The 5770-nt window shown below is 48.0% G+C and carries 2 tRNA genes and 3 rRNA genes; all 5 read right to left on the reverse strand.

What is annotated here, in order from left to right:
• Positions 1–69: 69 nt before the first annotated feature.
• Positions 70–184 (reverse strand): 5S ribosomal RNA (gene rrf / locus U8330_RS22375).
• 185 nt (positions 185–369) lie between these two features.
• A 23S ribosomal RNA gene (locus U8330_RS22380) occupies positions 370–3245 on the reverse strand.
• Positions 3246–3584: 339 nt separating this feature from the next.
• Positions 3585–3660, reverse strand: a tRNA-Ala gene (locus U8330_RS22385).
• 55 nt (positions 3661–3715) lie between these two features.
• Positions 3716–3792 (reverse strand) — tRNA-Ile (locus U8330_RS22390).
• A gap of 58 nt (positions 3793–3850) precedes the next feature.
• Positions 3851–5386: ribosomal RNA gene (locus U8330_RS22395) — 16S ribosomal RNA — on the reverse strand.
• Together the 16S, 23S and 5S rRNA genes with 2 tRNA genes alongside form the textbook arrangement of a ribosomal RNA operon.
• Between the last annotated feature and the right edge of the window lie 384 nt (positions 5387–5770).

Raw genomic sequence — 5770 nt, forward strand, 5'->3', positions numbered from 1 at the left:
TATTGATTGATTTCTTGCATATAAAAAAACACCCCAACCTCTTTTGAGATTGGGGTGTTTAGAATAATGAGCTGGCGATGACTTACTCTCACATGGGTAATCCCACACTACCATCAGCGCTAAGAGGTTTCACTTCTGAGTTCGGGAAGGGATCAGGTGGTTCACTCTTGCTATGGTCGCCAGCACAACTGTTTATGGATACTTGCTTGGGTCTTATTTGATGCCGAAGCGTTTTCCAAATCTGTAACAGACTGGGCTGAATTGAATCTTACTTTATCTGTTCATTTTAGCTAGAGGTATAACTAAATCAAGTTGTCTTGCATATTTAAGAATCGATTGATGCTTCATATACAACTGCTTGGGTGTTGTATAGTCAAGCCTCACGAGCAATTAGTATTGGTCAGCTTCACATATCACTATGCTTCCACATCCAACCTATCAACGTCCTAGTCTCGAACGGCTCTTTAGAGGACATAAAGTCCTAGGGAAATCTTATCTTGAGGTGGGCTTCACGCTTAGATGCTTTCAGCGTTTATCCCTTCCGAACATAGCTACCCAGCGATGCGACTGGCGTCACAACTGGTACACCAGAGGTACGTCCACTCTGGTCCTCTCGTACTAGGAGCAGATCCTCTCAAATTTCCAACGCCCACGACGGATAGGGACCGAACTGTCTCACGACGTTCTGAACCCAGCTCGCGTACCGCTTTAAAGGGCGAACAGCCCAACCCTTGGGACCGACTACAGCCCCAGGATGCGATGAGCCGACATCGAGGTGCCAAACCTCCCCGTCGATGTGAACTCTTGGGGGAGATAAGCCTGTTATCCCCAGGGTAGCTTTTATCCGTTGAGCGATGGCCCTTCCATACAGAACCACCGGATCACTAAGCCCGACTTTCGTCCCTGCTCGACTTGTGGGTCTCGCAGTCAAGCTCGCTTTTGCCTTTACACTCTACGCATGATTTCCGACCATTCTGAGCGAACCTTTGTGCGCCTCCGTTACTCTTTAGGAGGCGACCGCCCCAGTCAAACTGCCCACCAGACACTGTCCTCGTCCAGGATCACGGGACAGAGTTAGAACCTCAACATTACCAGGGTGGTATCCCAACGACGCCTCCACTGAAACTAGCGTTCCGGCTTCAAAGCCTCCTACCTATCCTGTACAAGTAGGTCAAAGTTCAATATCAAGCTGCAGTAAAGCTCCATGGGGTCTTTCCGTCTTGTCGCGGGTACCCTGCATCTTCACAGGTATTACAATTTCACTGAGTCTCTGGTTGAGACAGTGCCCCCATCATTACGCCTTTCGTGCGGGTCGGAACTTACCCGACAAGGAATTTCGCTACCTTAGGACCGTTATAGTTACGGCCGCCGTTTACTGGGGCTTCGATCAAGAGCTTCGCTTACGCTAACCCCATCACTTAACCTTCCAGCACCGGGCAGGCGTCACCCCCTATACGTCATCTTACGATTTTGCAGAGAGCTATGTTTTTGATAAACAGTTGCATGGGCCTGGTTTCTGCGGCTGTCGTCAGCTCAGAAGCGAGTTCCAGCACCAACAACAGCTCCTTCTCCCGAAGTTACGGGGTCATTTTGCCGAGTTCCTTAACCAGAGTTCTCTCGCTCGCCTTAGGCTACTCGTCCTGACTACCTGTGTCGGTTTGCGGTACGGTTCCTGTGTAACTGAAGCTTAGAGACTTTTCTTGGAAGTGTGACATCAACCACTTCGCTGTACAATTTCAGCTCCCCATCACATCTCAGCATAGAGTACCCGGATTTGCCTAAGATACATGCCTACATCCTTTCACCTGGACAACCAACGCCAGGCTGATTTAGCCTTCTGCGTCCTCTCATCGCATTACACAGAAGTACAGGAATATCAACCAGTTTTCCATCGACTACGCCTTTCGGCCTCGCCTTAGGTCTCGACTAACCCAGGGCGGACGAACCTTCCCCTGGAAACCTTAGTCTTACGGTGAATGGGATTCTCACCCATTTTTCGCTACTCATGTCGGCATTCTCACTTCTGATACCTCCAGCATGCTTCTCAACACACCTTCATCGCTTACAGAACGCTCTCCTACCACGTATACAAAGTATACATCCACAGCTTCGGTACATAGTTTTAGCCCCGGTACATTTTCGGCGCAGGGTCACTCGACTAGTGAGCTATTACGCATTCTTTAAAGGGTGGCTGCTTCTAAGCCAACATCCTAGTTGTCTATGCCTTCCCACATCCTTTTCCACTTAACTATGATTTTGGGACCTTAGCTGGTGGTCTGGGTTGTTTTCCTTTCGACGACGGATCTTAGCACCCGCAGTCTGACTCCCGGATAGTAATCATAGGCATTCGGAGTTTATCGGTTTGGTAAGTCGGGATGACCCCCTAGCCGAAACAGTGCTCTACCCCCTATGGTATTCGTCCGAGGCGCTACCTAAATACTTTCGGGGAGAACCAGCTATCTCCAGGCTCGATTGGAATTTCACCCCTACCCACAAGTCATCCCCTGGCTTTTCAACGACATGGGTTCGGTCCTCCAGTGAGTTTTACCGAACCTTCAACCTGCTCATGGATAGGTCACCTGGTTTCGGGTCTATACCCAGCAACTAAACGCCCTATTAAGACTCGCTTTCTCTACGGCTCCCCTCTACGGTTAACCTCGCTACTGAATATAACTCGCTGATTCATTCTACAAAAGGTACGCAGTCACCCACGAACGGGCTCCCACTGCTTGTATGCACACGGTTTCAGGATCTATTTCACTCCCCTACCGGGGTTCTTTTCACCTTTCCCTCACGGTACTGGTTCACTATCGGTCAGTAGGAGTATTTAGCCTTGGAGGATGGTCCTCCCGGATTCCGACAAGGTTTCACGTGCCTCGCCGTACTCGGCATCATTATGTGTGCCCTTTCGTGTACGGGAATATCACCCTCTACGTTCGCACTTCCCAGAGCGTTCCACTAAAACACACATAACTTAATGGGCTGATCCCCGTTCGCTCGCCGCTACTGAGGGAATCCAATTGATTTCTTTTCCTGCGGGTACTGAGATGTTTCAGTTCCCCTCGTTCGCCTTCAACACTATGTATTCATGTTGCAATACCTACCTTAAAGTAGTGGGTTCCCCCATTCAGACATCTCCGGATCAAAGCATACTTGCCGCCTCCCCGAAGCTTTTCGCAGGCTATCACGTCCTTCATCGCCTCTGACTGCCAAGGCATCCACCACGTGCCCTTAATAACTTGACTATACAACCCCAAACAGTCGATGTTACCTACAAGTTAGTAACTTCAACATTTGAGTTTAGAGCACTGTGCACTTAAGCACTGTACAGCTTCAATCTAAATTCACATACCAAAACGCTTGATTCAGTTAATTTGCTAGTTCTCAATTCATCTAGATTAATTGCTTAACCTAAACTCTTGAGTGAACAATTTATTTCAGACTCAATTTTCCAATCTGTTAATGAGTTAATGTGTCTTCGTCAGATCACACTAATTACCGTGATAATGAAATCACAGAAGTTAATAAACCAAGATCTCAATCTTTATTTACTAATTTCTGTAATCCGAACTTATCTTAAGTTCTGGTGGAGACTAGGAGAGTCGAACTCCTGACCTCCTGCGTGCAAAGCAGGCGCTCTACCAACTAAGCTAAGTCCCCAGCTTACATCATCAATCATGTATCTTTTATCTATAACTTCAACCAGTCAAAGTCATGGTGGGTCTGACAAGACTTGAACTTGTGACCCCACGCTTATCAAGCGTGTGCTCTAACCAACTGAGCTACAGACCCTCAGATACATCTATGAAGAACAACTTGTTGTGGATTCTTCCAATCGTCAATCTTTCGTTAAGGAGGTGATCCAGCCGCAGGTTCCCCTACGGCTACCTTGTTACGACTTCACCCCAGTCATCGGTCCCACCGTGGTAACCGCCCTCTTTGCAGTTAGGCTAGCTACTTCTGGTGCAACAAACTCTCATGGTGTGACGGGCGGTGTGTACAAGGCCCGGGAACGTATTCACCGCGGCATTCTGATCCGCGATTACTAGCGATTCCGACTTCATGTAGGCGAGTTGCAGACTACAATCCGAACTGAGATCGGCTTTTAGAGATTAGCTTCACATCGCTGTGTAGCAACCCTTTGTACCAACCATTGTAGCACGTGTGTAGCCCTGGTCATAAGGGGCATGATGACTTGACGTCGTCCCCACCTTCCTCCAGTTTGTCACTGGCAGTCTCCTTAAAGTTCCCATCCGAAATGCTGGCAACTAAGGAAAAGGGTTGCGCTCGTTGCGGGACTTAACCCAACATCTCACGACACGAGCTGACGACAACCATGCACCACCTGTATCTAGATTCCCGAAGGCACCAATCCATCTCTGGAAAGTTTCTAGTATGTCAAGGCCAGGTAAGGTTCTTCGCGTTGCATCGAATTAAACCACATGCTCCACCGCTTGTGCGGGCCCCCGTCAATTCATTTGAGTTTCAGTCTTGCGACCGTACTCCCCAGGCGGTCTACTTAATGCGTTAGCTGCGCCACTAAAGCCTCAAAGGCCCCAACAGCTAGTAGACATCGTTTACGGCATGGACTACCAGGGTATCTAATCCTGTTTGCTCCCCATGCTTTCGTACCTCAGCGTCAGTAATAGGCCAGATAGCCGCCTTCGCCATCGGTATTCCTCCAGATATCTACGCATTTCACCGCTACACATGGAATTCTACTATCCTCTCCCATACTCAAGCTCACCAGTTTCCAATGCAATTCCCAAGTTAAGCCGGGGCTTTCACATCCGACTTAATAAGCCGCCTACGCTCGCTTTACGCCCAGTAAATCCGAATAACGCTCGCACCCTCCGTATTACCGCGGCTGCTGGCACATAGTTAGCCGGTGCTTATTCTGCGAGTAACGTCCACTATCTCTAGGTATTAACTAAAGTAGCCTCCTCCTCGCTTAAAGAGCTTTACAACCAGAAGGCCTTCTTCACACACGCGGCGTTGCTGGATCAGGGTTCCCCCCATTGTCCAATATTCCCCACTGCTGCCTCCCGTAGGAGTCTGGGCCGTGTCTCAGTCCCAGTGTGGCGGATCATCCTCTCAGATCCGCTACAGATCGTCGCCTTGGTAGGCCTTTACCCCACCAACTAGCTAATCCGACTTAGGCTCATCTATTAGCGCAAGGTCCGAAGATCCCCTGCTTTCTCCCGTAGGACGTATGCGGTATTAGCATCCCTTTCGAGATGTTATCCCCCACTAATAGGCAGATTCCTAAGCATTACTCACCCGTCCGCCGCTAGGTCCAGTAGCAAGCTACCTTCCCCCGCTCGACTTGCATGTGTTAAGCCTGCCGCCAGCGTTCAATCTGAGCCATGATCAAACTCTTCAGTTAAAATCATTTTGTACCTTATTTATAGACAAGGTGCCAATTCTGGCTCATCAATTACTGACTTAAATTTCGCTCAAATAAACTTCGAGTAATTTAAACCAATCAATCAATGAAAATTATTTCGATTAATCAATCAGTAAAAATCCACACAAGTTGTTCTTCAATTCTCTTAATGATCTTCTTACTGGTTCGTCACCAGCAAGCTAGGTCGGCTATATTACTCTTAATCTCTTAAAAGTCAACAGGTAATTTCGATATTTTTAAAACTTATTCTCTAAACCAACTCATCATCAAATTCATCACTTAAAGCAACCAATCTAATCACAAGTAACTGTTTTTCAACAAGTTTCTATCTGCATCACCGCCGATGGATGTGCATTATAGACC

The organism is Rhizobium sp. CC-YZS058, assembly GCF_034720595.1.
GTDB lineage: Bacteria > Pseudomonadota > Alphaproteobacteria > Rhizobiales > Rhizobiaceae > Ferranicluibacter.